Annotated in this window: 10 protein-coding genes; 1 reads left to right on the top strand and 9 read right to left on the bottom strand. The window is 61.1% G+C overall.

Annotated features, from left to right (window positions below; genetic code table 11):
* Positions 1 to 78: 78 nt before the first annotated feature.
* From AO065_RS10360 to AO065_RS10320, 9 genes are all read right to left on the bottom strand, one after another.
* The gene (locus AO065_RS10360; RefSeq protein ID WP_004882761.1) at positions 79 to 3,183 is read right to left on the bottom strand and encodes an efflux RND transporter permease subunit; all 3,105 of its coding nucleotides are present in this window, start codon (positions 3,181 to 3,183) and stop codon (positions 79 to 81) included.
* Positions 3,180 to 4,250 carry an efflux RND transporter periplasmic adaptor subunit gene (locus AO065_RS10355; protein WP_004882764.1) on the bottom strand — a complete coding sequence of 357 codons (1,071 nt, stop codon included), beginning with the start codon at positions 4,248 to 4,250 and terminating at the stop codon, positions 3,180 to 3,182. The genes AO065_RS10360 and AO065_RS10355 overlap by 4 nt, the downstream gene beginning before the upstream one ends.
* A complete protein-coding gene (locus AO065_RS10350) occupies positions 4,247 to 5,365 on the bottom strand; it encodes an efflux RND transporter periplasmic adaptor subunit (RefSeq protein WP_004882765.1) in 1,119 nt (372 codons plus the stop codon). The genes AO065_RS10355 and AO065_RS10350 overlap by 4 nt, the downstream gene beginning before the upstream one ends.
* Positions 5,366 to 5,489: 124 nt before the next feature.
* Positions 5,490 to 6,524, bottom strand: coding sequence for an RHS repeat-associated core domain-containing protein (locus AO065_RS10345; protein ID WP_004882770.1), 1,035 nt, complete (start codon positions 6,522 to 6,524; stop codon positions 5,490 to 5,492).
* Between the two features lie 127 nt (positions 6,525 to 6,651).
* Positions 6,652 to 6,864: a DUF6124 family protein gene (locus AO065_RS10340; protein ID WP_004882772.1), complete on the bottom strand. Its 213-nt coding sequence runs from the start codon at positions 6,862 to 6,864 to the stop codon at positions 6,652 to 6,654.
* A 599-nt stretch (positions 6,865 to 7,463) separates the two neighbouring features.
* Entirely contained in the window at positions 7,464 to 8,483 is a 1,020-nt protein-coding gene (locus AO065_RS10335) for an ABC transporter substrate-binding protein (protein WP_004882774.1), read from the bottom strand.
* Positions 8,484 to 8,528: 45 nt separating this feature from the next.
* A complete protein-coding gene (locus AO065_RS10330) occupies positions 8,529 to 9,395 on the bottom strand; it encodes an ABC transporter permease (RefSeq protein WP_004882776.1) in 867 nt (288 codons plus the stop codon).
* Between the two features lie 79 nt (positions 9,396 to 9,474).
* Positions 9,475 to 10,356: an ABC transporter ATP-binding protein gene (locus tag AO065_RS10325; RefSeq protein WP_004882781.1), complete on the bottom strand. Its 882-nt coding sequence runs from the start codon at positions 10,354 to 10,356 to the stop codon at positions 9,475 to 9,477.
* A 13-nt stretch (positions 10,357 to 10,369) separates the two neighbouring features.
* On the bottom strand, positions 10,370 to 11,266 hold the full coding sequence (locus AO065_RS10320) for a TauD/TfdA dioxygenase family protein (protein ID WP_004882782.1): 897 nt from the start codon (positions 11,264 to 11,266) through the stop codon (positions 10,370 to 10,372).
* A gap of 319 nt (positions 11,267 to 11,585) precedes the next feature.
* On the opposite strand from AO065_RS10320, the gene AO065_RS10315 reads away from it, so the two are divergent.
* Positions 11,586 to 14,654: an autotransporter domain-containing protein gene (locus AO065_RS10315; RefSeq protein ID WP_080597940.1), complete on the top strand. Its 3,069-nt coding sequence runs from the start codon at positions 11,586 to 11,588 to the stop codon at positions 14,652 to 14,654.
* Positions 14,655 to 14,786: the final 132 nt, after the last annotated feature.

Genomic DNA, 14,786 nt, shown 5'->3' with positions numbered 1-14,786 from the left:
CTGATCGTTCCTACGCTCTGCGTGGGAATGCCGCCCAGGACGCTCCGCGTCCGATCCCACAGGCGGCGCGCAGCTCACTCAGTGCCCCGTCGCCAGCTCACCGTCCTGATCCTTCTTCTCATCCGCCTCACGACGCTGTTCATCGGTCGGTTCCTTGATCCTGTACCAGGCCACGTACAGCGCAGGCAGGAACAGTAGCGTCAGCAAGGTGGCGATGATGATGCCGCCGATCATCGCGTAAGCCATCGGCCCCCAGAACACTTCGCGCGCAATCGGGATCATGCCCAGACTCGCCGCCGCAGCCGTCAGCAGAATCGGCCGACGGCGGTGCTCGGTGGCTTCGACCACGGCATCCCACGGCAGATACCCGCTGATTTCATAGGCGTCGATCTGGGTGACCAGAATCACCGAGTTGCGGATGATGATGCCGATCAGTGCCAGAACACCGAGAATCGCCACAAAGCCCAGCGGCGTACCGGTCGGGATGAGCGCCAGCACCACGCCGATCAGGCCCAGCGGTGCAACGCTGGCGACCAGGAACATCTTCTGCACGCTGTGCAGCTGGATCATCAGGAAGGTCGCCATCAGAAACAGCATCAACGGCACTACGCTCGCAATAGGGCCCTGGGCCTTGCTGCTTTCTTCCACGGTGCCGCCGGTCGCGACCTTGTAGCCCACCGGCAGACCGGCAGCGAATTTGTCGATCTCGGGCTTCAACTGCTTGACCAGATCTGTCGGCTGAATCTCGTCGCGCACCGCACCTTTCACAGTGATGGTCGGTTTGCGATCACGACGCCAGACCAGTGGCTGCTCAAGCTCGTAACCCACGGTCGCAAATGCCAGCAACGGAATGGACGCGCCGCTCGGCGTGACAATCTGCAGGTTCTGCAGGGTTTCCGGCGTGCCGCGTTCGGCATCCTCGGCGCGGCCGACCACGTTGATCAGGTAGATATCGTCGCGCACCTGCGTCACGGCAGAACCGCTGACCACGCTGTTCATCAGGTTGGCGACGTCTTCGGATGACAACCCCAACTGCCGCGCCTTGTCCTGATTGATGTCGATGCGCAGCACCTTGCCCGGCTCGTTCCAGTCGTAAATCACTTCGCCCACATGCGAGTTCTTGTCCAGCAACGTGGCCAGTTCGATAGCGTGCTGACGCACCTTGTCGACGTCCTCGCCGCTGACGCGATACTGCAGCGGACGCCCGACCGGCGGCCCCATTTCCAGTGGCTGCACGTAGGAACCGATGCCGACGAAATCTTCACGCAGACGTTTCTGCAGGCGTGCCGTCAACGCGCCGCGCTCTTCCAGACCTTTGCTGACAATCACCAGCTGGGCGTAGAACGGGTTTTCCAGTTGCTGGTCCAGCGGCAGGTAAAAACGCAATGCGCCCTGGCCGATGTAAGTGCTCCAGCGCTCAATGTCCGGGTCGTCCTTGAGGCTTGCCTCGAAGCGATCGACCACCTTGCGCGTTTCGTTGACCGAGGCGTTCTGCGGCAGGTTCAGGTCGACCAGAATCTCCGGCCGGTCGGATGACGGGAAGAACTGGCTTTGCACGAACTGCATCGAGAACAGCGACGCAGCAAACAACACCAGGGTGATGCCAATCGCCAGCCAGCGATGACGCATGGCCCAGATCATGCTGCTGTTGAACGCCCGGCCGACGCGTCCCGGTTCTTCGGATTTGGGTTTGATGTTGCTGCTCAGAATGTGAACGCCGATCACCGGCGCAAATAGCACGGCCACCACCCAGGACACCAGCATCGCCACCGCAATCACTGCAAACAGCGTGAAGGTGTACTCCCCGGCAGAACTGTTGTTCAAGCCAATCGGCACGAAGCCCGCCACCGTTACCAGCGTGCCGGTCAGCATCGGGAAGGCGGTCGAGGTGTAGGCATAGGTCGCGGCCTGCTCCTTGGTCTCGCCCATTTCCAGTCGCGTGACCATCATCTCGACCGTGATCATTGCGTCGTCCACCAACAGACCGAGGGCGATGATCAGCGCGCCAAGGGAAATCCGCTGCATGGTGATGCCGCTGTATTCCATGAACACGAACACCATCGCCAGCACCAGCGGAATCGAACACGCCACCACCAGACCGGCACGCACGCCAAGGCTGATGAAGCTGACCACCAGCACGATGATCACCGCTTCGAACAAGGCGCTGGTGAAGCCACCCACCGCCTTGTCCACCACTTCGGCCTGATCCGACACCTTGTGCACGCCAACGCCGACCGGCAGTTCGGCGGTCGTGGCGTCCATGCGTTCATGCAACGCCTTGCCGAACGCCTGAATATTGCCGCCCTTCTTCATCGCGATGGCCAGGCCGATGGCAGACTTGCCGTTGTAGCGAAACAGCGGTTTGGGCGGATCGGTATAACCGCGGGTGATGTCGGCAATGTCGCTCAAACGGTAGAAGCGGTCATTGAGCCGCAGGTTGACCGCGGCCAGGTCTTTCTCGGACGCGAACTGCCCCGAAGTGCGCACGGAAATCCGCTCCGGTCCGGCTTCGATCACGCCCGCAGGCGTCACGGCGTTCTGCGATTGCAGGCTCTGCACGACCTGCCGCTGATCCAGCCCGAGGGCGGCCAGTTTGCGGGTCGAGAAGTTCAGGTAAATCACTTCGTCCTGCTGGCCGACCATCTCGACCTTGCCCAGCCCCTCCACCGAGCGGATATCGACGCGGACCTTCTCGACGTAATCGCGCAACTGCCGCATCGAAAACCCGTCGGCCGTGAACGCATAGATCGACCCGTACACGTCGCCAAATTCGTCGTTGAACGCTGGACCCTGCAGCCCTTGAGGAAATTGCCCACGAATGTCGTCGATCTTCTTGCGCACCTGATACCAGATTTCCGGTATCGCCTCGGCGCTGGTGGTGTCACGCAGGAAAACCATGACCGTCGATTCGCCCGGCCGGGTGTAACTCTTCACGTAGTCCAGGGAGTCCAGCTCTTCGAGTTTTTTCTCGATGCGGTCGGTCACCTGTTCCAGGGTTTCGTCCACGGTCGCGCCCGGCCAGCGGGTCTGGATGACCATGGTCTTGATGGTGAAGGACGGATCCTCTTCACGCCCCAGCTTCATGTAGGAGAAAACGCCCATCAACAGCGCAACGAACATCAGGTACCAGACAAACGACTGGTGCTTGAGCGCCCACTCGGACAGATTGAAATTCCCTTTCATCGCGGGCTTTCCTCATCGACTTTGACTTTCTGCCCCGGCTTGAGGCTGTTGACGCCCGCACTGACCACTTTTTCTCCAGCGCTCACGCCGCCAGCCAGCAGAAAGCTGCTGTCATCCTGGCTCACGATGTTGACGACTCTCGGGTTGACGGTCTGATTCTGCGGATCAATGACCCAGATCTGGCGTTTGCCATCGACCTCCTGCAAGGCATTGAGCGGCAGGCGGATGCGCGGCGCGATGGCCGAGCTGAGCGTCACGCTGATCGCCGTGCCCAGACGCAGCGCAGGCGGCGTTTCGGTCAGCGAAAAGCGTGCCCGGCGCGTGCGGGTCGAGCGGTCGGGTTGCGGTTCGATTTCACGCAGCGTGGCGGTCGTGTTCACTTGCGGATCAAGCTGACTGGCCACGGTGTACACCACGTCGTCAGGCAACTGGTCAGCCAGTTGGGCCGGCATGTCGATCACCGCTTCCTTGATATCCGGGCGCGCCAGCGTGACCACTTCCTGCCCCGCCGTGACGACCTGCCCGGCCTCGACTTTCCACTCAGTGACCACCGCATCGTGATCGCTGCGCAGATCGCTGTAGCTCAGTTGATCACGGGCCTGTTGCTCGGCAGCCTTGGCCTGATCCAGCGACGACTGAGCGGTTTTCAGGTTGGTCAGCGCGATGTCCAGTTGCGCCTGCGCGCCGACACCACGGTCAAACAGTTCCTGCTGACGGCGGGCATTGGCCTGCGCGTTGATCCACTGCGCCTGAACATTGGCCAGATCACCCTGACGACCACGCACATTGTTCTGCTGATCGGTGGGATCGAGGGTCGCGAGCAGATCGCCCTTTTTCACTTCACTGCCCACGTCCACGTGCCGACTCGCGATACGGCCCGACACACGAAAGCCCAGCACGCTTTGGTAGCGCGCCTCGATATTGCCGGCAAAGCGTCCGAAATCCTCCATCGACTCAGGTTTCGCCTCAACGAACACCACCGGCCGCACCGGCTCGGGCGGCGCTTCGTCCTTGCCGCACCCCGCCAGCAGCAAGCCACTCAGTACAACGCACGATAAACGCTTCATGGTTGCACCTTGGCAGTCTGTGGCTGGGGTTGATCGGCGATTTCCACCTGCATGTCCGGGTGCAGCAACTGGCCGCCAGCGATCACCACGTTCTCTCCACCCTTGAGGCCATCACTGATGATCACGTGGGAGGTCAGGTAGCGTGCAACCGTGACACGGCGCAGATTGGCCTTGCCCTGCTCGTCCACGACCCATACGGCAGGTTTGCCGAGGTGCTCGCCAAGGTCCTTGGTCAGCGCCGACCACGGCAGCTCGACGCTGGCGCTGGCCGGTTTGCTCAACGCAACGCTGACCACCGAACCCAGGTCCATGCCTTCAGGCAGCGGGTCCAGCGCGATCTTGACCTGCAGGGTGCCGGTTTGCGCCGACACCGCTGGCGTCACCTCACGCACCTTGCCGCTGACCTTGATAGTCGGGTTGTCGAGCAGCGTCACCTGCACCGGCTCGTCGCCCGGCGGCTGCACGAACAGGGATTCGTAGACGTTGAATACCGCATCGCGCTCGCCATCACGCGCCAGATCGAAAATCGGCACCGTAGCCTGCACCACCTGCCCAACCTCGGCCTGACGTGCAGTGATCACACCTGGTGCCTCTGCCACGAGGGCGGTGTAACTCAGTTGCTCGCGGGCGTTGGCCAGTTGCGCCTGAGCGGCTTTCAGCGAACTCTCGCTGCCACGCAGGGCCGCCTGTGCGGAGTCGTATTCACTCTGGCTGGTGTAACCCTTGGGCAGCAGTTTCTGCTGGCGGACAAACGCGGCGCGGGTCTGACTGACACGTGCCTGCTCGGCCGCGACGGATGCCTGCGCCGAATCGACATTGATCTGCAGATCCTTGGGGTCGAGCCGTGCCAGTACCTGGTTCGCCTTGACCCGGTCGCCGACATCCACGTTGCGCTGAATGATCTTGCCGTTGACCCGGAACGAAAGCTGCGTCTGCACCCGAGCTTGGATATCGCCGGTCAGCGCCACGCTGGCGGCGAACTCGGCGGTTTTCACCGGCTGCACGTACACGCGGGGCAATTCAGGCGCTGCCGGTTTTTCCTCGCCGCAGCCGGCCAGTACCGCCATGGCAGCGACAAGGCCCAGCGTAAATACATTTGAAGGACGAGCGGGCATGCAGACTCCTTTTGCGGATGCCGGGTGCAAGCGTGGGATCACGAGAGAACAACGTGAACATGCGACTGTTGGCGTGCGGGAGGGTTCCTTGGAGGGGCATGCCTATATTACGGATGTAGCGGTGTCAGAGCCGGGTCTCTTGCATCTCGCTCTGTTCAGGCACATTTGAACGCACACTTGAGGCCCGACTGCGGATGCTGTCTGTCTGAATACCGATGCTGCGTCTGGAGGGTGTGTTTGAAGCCGGGGCTGGAATCGGCGTCGAAGGAGCCGGCCTTGCTGCGACTCTGGAACGCGCAAAAGCAAAGCCACGAAACCCGAGCGTAGTCAGGCTCATAGCCAGGGCTATTGCAGCCAGGGGGCGATGGACTGGCGAATCAGGGTCCACATTTTTGACAGTAAACGCAGCGCCCCACATGAGGCCGGTCGTTATCGCGCCTGCTGCGACACCGGCGGAAAGTTTCTCGGTAGTGTTGGCATTTCTTCTGAGAGGGAGAGACTGCCGACCGACGTCAGCAGTCGCAGGTTTTACTTTTACCCCTTTGAACACCGCCTTGAACGAGGGTCTTGCTATCGCCAGACCGATCCCTGCCGTCGCCACACCCGCAGCGATATAAAACGCTGAAATCAACGTATCGATAAGTTCGTGCCCGCTCGGATCATTCCTGTTGACCGGATCCCCGGCGCAGTAGGCGTAGGCATTTAAACCACCCTTGCCAAACGGGCTCAGAGTGTCTGGGCTGTTGAAGCGCATCAAAACGGGGTTGAACGCACGATAACCGTTGCCCAGCAGGTAATGGCCTGTGATGGGGTCAGGGTGTTGACCATTGAAGCCGGGCAGGTTGGCCAGCGGGTTGCTGTGCCCGTAGGGTGTGTAGGCAATCCCCTTTGGCTGCCCGGTTGTGGCCGCACTCATCACACTGTTTTGCTGATCGGTAGCCGCCAGGAACGTGCTGGAGGATTTACCAATGTTGGTCTGGCAAGCTAGCAACTGGAGGCCCTGGTGCAGAAAGCTGCGCTGTTCAGCTCCCTGGATTTCGGTCGTCAGGATGCCTGATCGGTAGAACGCCTGAGCAACAGCCTGCGTAAACGAGGCTCGGGTGGCGAGCCGGTCGAGGGGGTCGTAGCGGTAGCGGCAGAGGATTGGTCTGTCGGGCATTTCAGGCATCCGTGCTGACTGAGTTGCAGGTGTTCGGTGCGAGCAAAATGGGCTTGCTCACACCGCTACTCTGCATCGCCGTATATGCGACCTGCTACTGACAGAACTGCGAGGTTTGGCGCTGCGCTCAGTGCGTGGCGATATCCTCCAGCGAGCGATCGAGCCGGGTTCTGGCGATGTCGATCAGATGCACCACCGAGAACGCCAGGTCGCGCTTTGCGCCGTTGAGGGCATCACCGGATTCATAGGCGGCAGCGGAGGCGCAGCGCAGGATGTCACTGACCTGGATCAGGGTTTCTTCGAGGGAGGTGTGGGGTGGTGCGGGGGTGGAGTTGATCATTGCTTATTCCTTTAGCTAACGAAGCCACCGATTGCTCGCTGCTAAACGAACAAGGGTGGCGGCTTTGACACGGGTTAGCAGACCGGCAGGAACAAGCGCATTGACCGGCGCACCCGAAGGTGCCCCACGCAAAGCCGCCATAAAGCGACACTCGCGACACTTGTTATCCATGGACAGGCTGCTAAACCCGACCGCTGAAACTCAGCGACCGACGCAGCCTAGTGTCCAGAATTCATGTGCACAAGGGCTCGGGATTTTCTAGGAAAGTTCGTACTTGTGAAAGGGAAAGACCTGAAAGAATGGTCCTTCAAAAGTAGATTTTCGTTAGCTCAGGTTACACATTCGCCAAAACATATCGGACGCAGAGCGTCCGGAGATGCATACCCACGCAGAGCATGGGCACGATCAGCGTCAGGCTGACGATCGTCTCAGGACGCTCCGCGTCCGCTCTAGAATGCGACGCGGAGCGTCACGGGATGCACGCCCACGCGGAGCATTGCTTGAGATCGCTGATCGTTCCCACGCTCTGCGTGGTAACGCCGCTCAGGACGCTCCGCGTCCGGTCGTGCGGTGACGCATAGCGTCGCCAGGCACTTGTTTCAACTCCCCGCGCCACTCTGCGCTTCTTTGAAGAAGTAATCCTTCCAGCTCGCCGCCTTGTTCTTCAACACACCCAGTTCATGCAGCTTTTCAGCGTAGATGAAGGTGCGCTGCGGGGTGATGGTGAAGTCGATTTCAGGGTCTGAAACGATCTTCTCTACCAGCGGCAACGGCAGCTTCGATTGTTCGACGCGGATGTAGGTCTGCGCCGCAGCCGGCTTGTCGGCCTTGATGATCTTCTCGGCCTCGGCCAATGCGTCGTAGAACGCTTTATAGGTCTTGGGGTTCTCGTCGTGGAATTTTTCGGTGGTGTAGAGCACGTTGAACGTGGCCTGACCGCCTAACACGTCGTAGGAGCTGAGCACTTTATGCACGTTCGGGTTTTCCAGCGCCTGGTACTGGAACGGCGGGCTGGAGAAGTGCGAGTTGATTTCCGAGCCGCCCGCGATCAACGCAGCGGTGGCGTCAGGGTGCGCGAGGCTGACCGAGATGTTGTCGAATTTCTTGTAGTTGTCATCACCGAAGACTTTAGCGGTTTCGATCTGCAAGGTACGCGACTGGAAACCCACGCCCGCCGCAGGTACGGCGATGCGGTCCTTGTCGGTGAAATCCTTGATCGTCTTCACGTTGGGATTATTGGTCAGCAGGTAGTTGGGCATCGATCCCAGCGAGGCGATGGCCTTGACGTTCTGCTTGCCCTTGGTGCGGTCCCAGACCGTCAGCATCGGCGGCACACCAGCCGACACCACGTCCAGCGCGCCCGCCAGCAAGGCCTCGTTCATGGCCGTGGCGCCGGAGATGCTGTTCCAGTCGACCTTGATGTCGAGGCCCTGCTCCTTGCCGTGTTTTTCGATCAGTTTCTGATCACGCACCACGTCGAGAATCAGGTAACCGATGCCGAATTGCTGAGCGATGCTGATCTTGCCTTCGGCCTGCGCGCCGATGCTGAGCAGTGCGCCGAACAGACCGATTGTTGCCGCCAGTGCAGTCAGCACCGGACGCTTGAAAGGAGTTGCCATGGAGTGCTCGCTATAGTCGTTCTAAAAGTCGTTGGGTAATTTGTTTCAGCGCTGCATGCCCCAGCGCTTGACGGTCAGGCGCTCGATGTTGGCGAACAGCAGGTTCTCCACCAGCAGGCCGATGAGGATCACGGCGGCCAACCCGGCAAACACCTTGTCGGTGTACAGCTCGTTGCGGTTCTGGAAGATGTACCAGCCCAGCCCGCCCTTGCCGGAAGAGGCACCAAACACCAGCTCGGCGGCGATCAGCGTGCGCCAGGCGAATGCCCAGCCGATTTTCAGGCCCGCCAGAATCGACGGCAGCGCGGCCGGAATCAGGATGTGCCAGACAAAGCGCAGGCCCTTCAGGCCATAGTTGCGCCCCGCCATGCGCTGGGTTTCGGAAACACCGAGAAACCCTGCGTAAGTGTTGAGCGCCAGCGCCCACAGCACCGAATGCACCAGCACGAAAATCAGGCTGTTCTGCCCCAGTCCGAACCAGAGCAGCGCCAAGGGCAACAGGGCGATGGCGGGCAGCGGGTTGAACATCGCGGTCAGGGTGCCGAGCAAGTCACGACCCAGCTGGGTGGAAACCGCCAACGTAGTCAAACCAAATGCCAGGACGATGCCGATCAGGTAACCCTGGATCAACACAGTCAGGGAAATCCAGACCTTGCCCGGCAGCTCTCCACTGACGATGCCGTCGTAGAACGCGGCGGCCGTTTGCAGAAAGCTGGGCAGTAGCAGGTCGTTGTTCTGAAGACGCGCAGCGAGTTCCCAGATCACGGCCAGCGCAATCATGATCACGGTCTTGCGCACCCAGCTCAGTTGCCAGATGCGCTGGGCCAACGGCAGGTCGCGGGCCAGGTCTTCCTGAGTGAAAGGCTGCAGCGTGACTTCGTATTCTTCGCGAACGGGAGGTGCGAGGCTCATGGTGTTCGGTTCCCTGATTGCTTGGGGGGCGCGCCTATCTGATCGTGCCCATGCTCTGCGTCGGCTTGGTCAGCAACGATCAGTACGCGATCCGGATGTCCTGAAAGTTCAGTTCTTCATCGACCTGCCCCGCCTCGCCCTCATCGAACAACAGGCGGTGAATACGCTGCGCGGTCTGTTGGAAACCGACGCCGCCGAGGCTTTTCAGGTCGTATTGATGGCTATTGATCTCGGCACGCACGCGTCCGGGATGCGGTGACAGCAACAGGATACGATTGCCCACCACCAGCGCTTCTTCGATGGAATGGGTGACGAACAACAGGGTGAAGCGCACTTCGTCCCACAGCTCCAGCAACTCTTCCTGCATCTTGCGACGCGTCAGGGCATCGAGGGCGGCGAAGGGTTCGTCCATCAACAGGATTTTCGGCTGCATCGCCAGCGCCCGGGCGATCGCCACGCGCGCTTTCATGCCGCCGGACAGGGTGTGTGGATAAGCATCGGCAAAGGCGCTGAGCCCGACCTTCTCCAGGTAGTAACGCGCACGCTCCAGCGCCTCGGGACGCTTCAAGGTGCGCGACGCCAGCAGCGGAAACATGACGTTCTCGATCACAGTTTTCCACGGCGGTAACTGATCGAACTCCTGAAACACCACGATGCGGTCAGGGCCGGGCTCGCGCACCTGATTGCCCGCCAGCCGGATTTCGCCTTCGCTGGGCCGGATGAAACCGGCCACCGCCTTGAGCAGCGTGGATTTGCCACAGCCCGACGGGCCGAGCAGGACGAAACGGTCTGCCGGATCGACCTCGAAACTGACCTGATGCGTCGCCCGCACCACCCGTTCGGGCGTACGGTATTCGAGGCTGACGCCGCGAACCTGCAACAAGGCTTCAGTGGTGTGCTGAGCGGCCGGTTTCGACGGGGTGTTCTGGCTGGCCGTGTCGCCTTGCAGAGCAACATTCATGAACGGTTCTCCATCAGAACGGCGCCGAGCCTTGAATGGTCGTACGGTGCAGCTTGCGTCGCAGATGCGCCGGGCAGCCCGCCGCCAGATGGATCAACGAGCGGTTGTCCCAGAACACCATGTCGTTGGGCTGCCACTGATGGCGATAGATATGCTCAGGGCGAACGCTGTGCGCGTAGATTTCGCTGAGAATCTGGCGGCTTTCGTCTTCCGGCAGCCCCAGAATGCGCGTGGTGAAACCTTCACTGACAAACAACGCCTTGCGACCGTTTTCAGGGTGAGTGCGCACGATGGGATGGCTGACTTCCACGACCTGCGCCAGTTGCTCTGGGGTCAGGGTCGGGCGCCAGTTGACGGCGTTATGGCCCTCTGAATAGCGTGCGGTATAGCTGTGGACGGCAGACCGCCCTTCGACCGCCTCGCGCAAGTGCTGGGGCAGCGTGTCCCAAGCCTGATGCATGTTCGCGAACAAAGTGTCGCCACCTTCGCTTGGCAGTTCCTGCGCATACAGCATCGAGCCCAGGCTCGGCAGTTCCTTGTACGAGAGGTCCGAATGCCAATACTTGCCAGCGTCGCCCAGACCGACCGGCTGACCGTTCTCGACAATGTTGGAGACGATCAGGATTTCCGGGTGGTTGGCCAACAGAAACTGCTTGAGCACATGAATCTGCAGCACGCCGAAACGGCGGCTGAAATCGATCTGCTGTTGCGGCGTGATGTGTTGGTCGCGAAACACGATGACGTGGTAATCGAGATGCGCCTGGTGAATGCGCGCAAAGTCAGCGTCGTTCACTGGCCGGGACAAATCCAGCCCGACGATTTCAGCGCCCACCTTTTCGGCGAATGGACGCACGTCGAACGATTGCGAGGCCGCAGGGGCAGACGATGAAGCGAGGGAGGCTGCGGGCATGAGAACTCCGACTCCAGAATGTGGCTGAGACGGAGAACTGTATAGCTATAAGAAACGGATTTTAAATACTGTTGAGGAATATGCATAGCGCGGAATGGGATAGCGCGCAGGCGGACACCGGACGCGGAGCGTCCTGAGAGGCGTTACCACGCAGAGCGTGGGCATGCAGCCCGTGACGCTCCGCGTCACATTTCACGGCTCACATAAATGTGTCACGCACGATACATCCAGTTGTAAGAACCGCTTGTTAGCGTCAGCGCCTTCTTTCAATTGCGTGCAGGACAGCAATATGCCGAGCGTCAAACCCACCGCCCATGTCATGGTATCGACGTTGATACTTTCGCTGCTTGCAGTTTCGGTACACGCAGCAGGCAGGTCAGGGGATGACCGCATCAACGGCGTTGACCTGCTGTCCGGCTACAACACTCTGTGGACAACCGGTCCGACCTGGGACACCGGCACGCCGACCGCGCTGGGTCAGAGCCTGCTCAGGCGCAACCTGCAACTGGTGCTGGACCGCGCCAACTCGCGCACGCTTGCGCAGGAAACCGCTGCGTATTTCGATGACCGTCGCGACCAGAGCTACAGCGCCATCAGCGGCCTGGGCTCGTTGAGCGATGCGTACAAAGCTGGTTCCGGCGCCTTCACCACGATTACCCAGTTCGACGACACCAACAAGACCGTCAAATACGACGACAAGGGCAACGGCGCGGGCAGTTCAGCCTCGGCGCTGGGCAAGGTGGTCGATCTGGTCGGCGCGGTGCGTAACGACGCGTCCACCACGCCTGCCAAATCCCATTACCAATACCCACGTCCGTGGCGTCAGACGCTGGACGGCCAGAACCTCGAATTCGTGGTGCAGCCTTCCCTGCGTCCTGCCAAAAGCACCACACCTGCCAGCGATGCGGGCTTCCCGAGTGGCCATACCAACGCCGCGTACCTGTCGTCCATCGCCCTCGCCTACGCGATTCCCGAGCGCTACAGCGAACTGATGCTGCGTGCCTCGGACATTGGCGACAACCGCATCGAAGCCGGCATGCACTCGCCCTTCGACGTGATGGGCGGGCGCATCACGGCCACTTATTTCGCCATCGACAACCTGTCCAATCCGGCCAATACCCAGCTGCGCGCCGATGCCCGTGCCCAGGCGCTGGCGTACTTCACCGCGCAGTGTGGCGGCGACGTGAATAACTGCATGGCGAAAATCGATCCGGCTACCGACCGTACTTCCCAGCACGCGCAGGACAAGGCGCTGTACACCTCACGCATGACCTACGGTTTCAGCCCGGTCGGCCCGACCAACCTTGCGCCCGTGGTGCCGGCCAACGCTGAGGTGCTGCTGGAAACCCGCTTTCCGTACCTGGACGCCAGCCAGCGCCGCGACATTCTGGGCACCACCGAGATTTCTTCGGGTTACGCAGTGATCGATCAGTCCAATGGCTACGGCCGTTTGAACCTGTACGCCGCGGGTGACGGTTATGGCGCGTTCAACTCCAATGTCACGGTCAACATGAACGCCAGCCAAGGCGGATACAACGCCATCGACGCCTGGCGCAACGACATCTCGGGCACAGGCGGCCTGATCAAGAACGGCACTGGCAACCTGATACTCACCGGCAACAACACCTACTCGGGCGGCACGGTGATCAACGGCGGCTTCCTGACCGGTCACGCCCAGTCGTTCGGCAGCGGGACGATCACCGACAACGCGACGCTGGTGCTCGATCAGTCGACCAATGACACCTTCAGCAACGCTATTACCGGCAACGGCGCATTGATCAAACAGGGCGCAGGCTCGCTGAACCTGACGGGCAACAGCAGTCTATCCGGCGCAACAACCGTGCAGGCCGGGCGACTGGCGGTGAACGGCAACCTCGGCAACTCGGTCGTGACCGTGAACTCCGGTTCAGTGCTGGGCGGCAATGGCTCGGTGGGCGGTATCAACGCTGCGTCGGGTGGCGTGGTTGCTCCAGGCAACTCGGTGGGCCAGTTGAACGTCAATGGCAACGTCAACTTCGCACAAGGCTCGGTCTATCAGGTCGAGTCAGATGCGGCTGGCAATGCCGACCGCATCGTCGCCACAGGCCGCGCCACACTGAACAACGCCACGGTTTCATTGGTCGAGGGCGGCAACTGGGTCGCAGCGAGCCGTTACTCGATTCTCTCGGCAGCGGGCGGCATCAGCGGTACGTTCAACAACGTACAGTCGAACTTCGCGTTCCTGACGCCCACCCTCAATTACACCGCGACCGATGTCGGCCTGACGCTTGATCGCAACGCGCAGAGCTTCGCCAGCCTGGCGACCAGCCGCAATGCACGAGCCGTCGCTCAGGGCCTGGACAGCGCAGGCGCAGGCAACGCGTTGTGGAGAAGTGTCGTACAGGCCGATGCGGCAACGGCACAGGCCACCTTCAATGCCTTGTCAAACGAACTGCATGCCTCGACTCAGTCTGCGCTGATCGAAGACAGCCGTCTGGTGCGCAACGCCATCGCTGACCGCCTGCAGCAATCGCAATCGGCACAGGCATCCGGCGGTGCATCGCAAACCCTGGCAGGCGATGCCTCGCGCGGTCTGGTCTGGACGCAGGCCATCGGCGCCACCGGCAAGACCGACAGCACGGATGACGCTTCGGGTCTGGACAGCCACACCAGCGGCCTGTTGTTCGGTGCCGACGTGCCGGTCAACGACACCTGGCGTGTCGGCGCACTCGCCGGTTTCAGCCGCAGCAGCTTCGACCTGCGCCATGCGTCTGGCTCCAGCGACAGTGACAACTATCACCTGGGTATCTATGGCGGCGCAAAATGGGGCCAACTGGGCCTGCGTCTGGGCGCCGTGCGGACCTGGCATGACCTGACGTCCAAGCGCACGCTGGACCTGCCGGGCTCTTCCGAGCGCTTCAAGCAGGATTATCAGGCGGCGACCAATCAGGTATTCGGTGAACTCGGCTATGCCATCGAACTGGGCAACGCGCAGCTCGAACCCTTCGCCAACCTCGCCCACGTAAGGCTGGACAGCGACGGCTTCGACGAAAACAGCAGCGCCATCAGCCTGCGCAACAAGTCCGAGGAAAACCACGTCACGTTCAGCACTCTCGGCCTGCGGGCAGCCACGCACATGAACGTGGGCAGTGTCGACGTCAAACCCAACGCCACAGTCGGCTGGCGCCGTGCGTTCGGCGACGTGACCCCCGAAAGCCGCGCAGCCTTCAGCGGCGGCGACACCTTCGCACTCTCCGGCGCACCGATTGCGCGTAACGCAGCAGTGCTGGGCGCGGGTGTGGACCTGGGGTTGAGTGAAACGCTGAGCGTGGGCGTGAGCTACAACGGACAGATCGGCAGCGACACGACCGATCAGGCGCTTAATGCGCAGGTGACGTTGGCGTTTTGAGAGGTCGGCTGACTGTTATTCGCCAGTCAAAAGCCAGGAATGATTAGGCCACATCATTCTGCGTCCGCTCCAGAATGGGACGCAGAGCGTCGCGGGCTGCATGATCAATATCGTGTAATGATCGTTCCTACG

This window comes from Pseudomonas viridiflava (genome assembly GCF_001642795.1).
Taxonomy (GTDB): domain Bacteria; phylum Pseudomonadota; class Gammaproteobacteria; order Pseudomonadales; family Pseudomonadaceae; genus Aquipseudomonas; species Aquipseudomonas viridiflava.
The sequence above is the reverse complement of the archived record's forward strand: the minus strand, read 5'-3'. Positions and strand labels throughout refer to the sequence as shown.

Coding starts and splice junctions, on each gene's coding strand:
- AO065_RS10360 (WP_004882761.1), bottom strand. CDS start 3,183: ATGAAAGGGAATTTCAATCTGTCCGAGTGGGCGCTCAAGCACCAGTCG.
- AO065_RS10355 (WP_004882764.1), bottom strand. CDS start 4,250: ATGAAGCGTTTATCGTGCGTTGTACTGAGTGGCTTGCTGCTGGCGGGG.
- AO065_RS10350 (WP_004882765.1), bottom strand. CDS start 5,365: ATGCCCGCTCGTCCTTCAAATGTATTTACGCTGGGCCTTGTCGCTGCC.
- AO065_RS10345 (WP_004882770.1), bottom strand. CDS start 6,524: ATGCCCGACAGACCAATCCTCTGCCGCTACCGCTACGACCCCCTCGAC.
- AO065_RS10340 (WP_004882772.1), bottom strand. CDS start 6,864: ATGATCAACTCCACCCCCGCACCACCCCACACCTCCCTCGAAGAAACC.
- AO065_RS10335 (WP_004882774.1), bottom strand. CDS start 8,483: ATGGCAACTCCTTTCAAGCGTCCGGTGCTGACTGCACTGGCGGCAACA.
- AO065_RS10330 (WP_004882776.1), bottom strand. CDS start 9,395: ATGAGCCTCGCACCTCCCGTTCGCGAAGAATACGAAGTCACGCTGCAG.
- AO065_RS10325 (WP_004882781.1), bottom strand. CDS start 10,356: ATGAATGTTGCTCTGCAAGGCGACACGGCCAGCCAGAACACCCCGTCG.
- AO065_RS10320 (WP_004882782.1), bottom strand. CDS start 11,266: ATGCCCGCAGCCTCCCTCGCTTCATCGTCTGCCCCTGCGGCCTCGCAA.
- AO065_RS10315 (WP_080597940.1), top strand. CDS start 11,586: ATGGTATCGACGTTGATACTTTCGCTGCTTGCAGTTTCGGTACACGCA.